Source organism: Haloferax sp. Atlit-6N, assembly GCF_003383195.1.
Lineage (GTDB): Archaea > Halobacteriota > Halobacteria > Halobacteriales > Haloferacaceae > Haloferax > Haloferax gibbonsii.
On sequence record NZ_QEQJ01000295.1, the window covers coordinates 1 to 469 of the forward strand.

Annotated in this window: 1 protein-coding gene; it reads left to right on the forward strand. The window is 52.0% G+C overall.

Annotated elements, in window-relative coordinates:
* Positions 1-115, forward strand: a 115-nt coding sequence (locus DEQ92_RS24605) for a phosphate acyltransferase (RefSeq protein ID WP_394338722.1), incomplete at its 5' end; no start/stop codon positions are given.
* Between the last annotated feature and the right edge of the window lie 354 nt (positions 116-469).

The following is a 469-nucleotide window of genomic DNA, read 5'->3' on the forward strand; positions in this document are numbered from 1 at the left end:
TATCGGTCCGATGCTCGTCGGTATGGACAAACCCGTCCACGTCCTCCAGCGCGGCGACGAAGTCAAAGATATCGTCAACCTCGCTGGGATTGCGGTGGTCGACGCGCAAGAATAGCGTAGACCTCAAATCACAACCCAACCATATTGTGTTATAGTTGAACTACTAGTGAGCTTAGATTGTAGTTACCTAGCTTTATCGATGTGAGCAAACCCATCAGAGAGACGAGTTGTTTGCTCGTTCGACCCGGGCGTGGCGGTTCTTCTCATTCACAAGACACCAACACCCACAGGATGCACAATCGCCGTGCAAGAATCGACTGGCCAACCCTCACAGTGGCAGGGAAACCGCAGACGGACTCACAGAATCGCCGCTGAGCGTGTTGCATATGGGCCGCTTCCTCGTTGAGACTCATGCTCTGTTCCCGGCGTTTCTGATGGAAATAATTGCGTTCTGCTCAAATGAATAGTG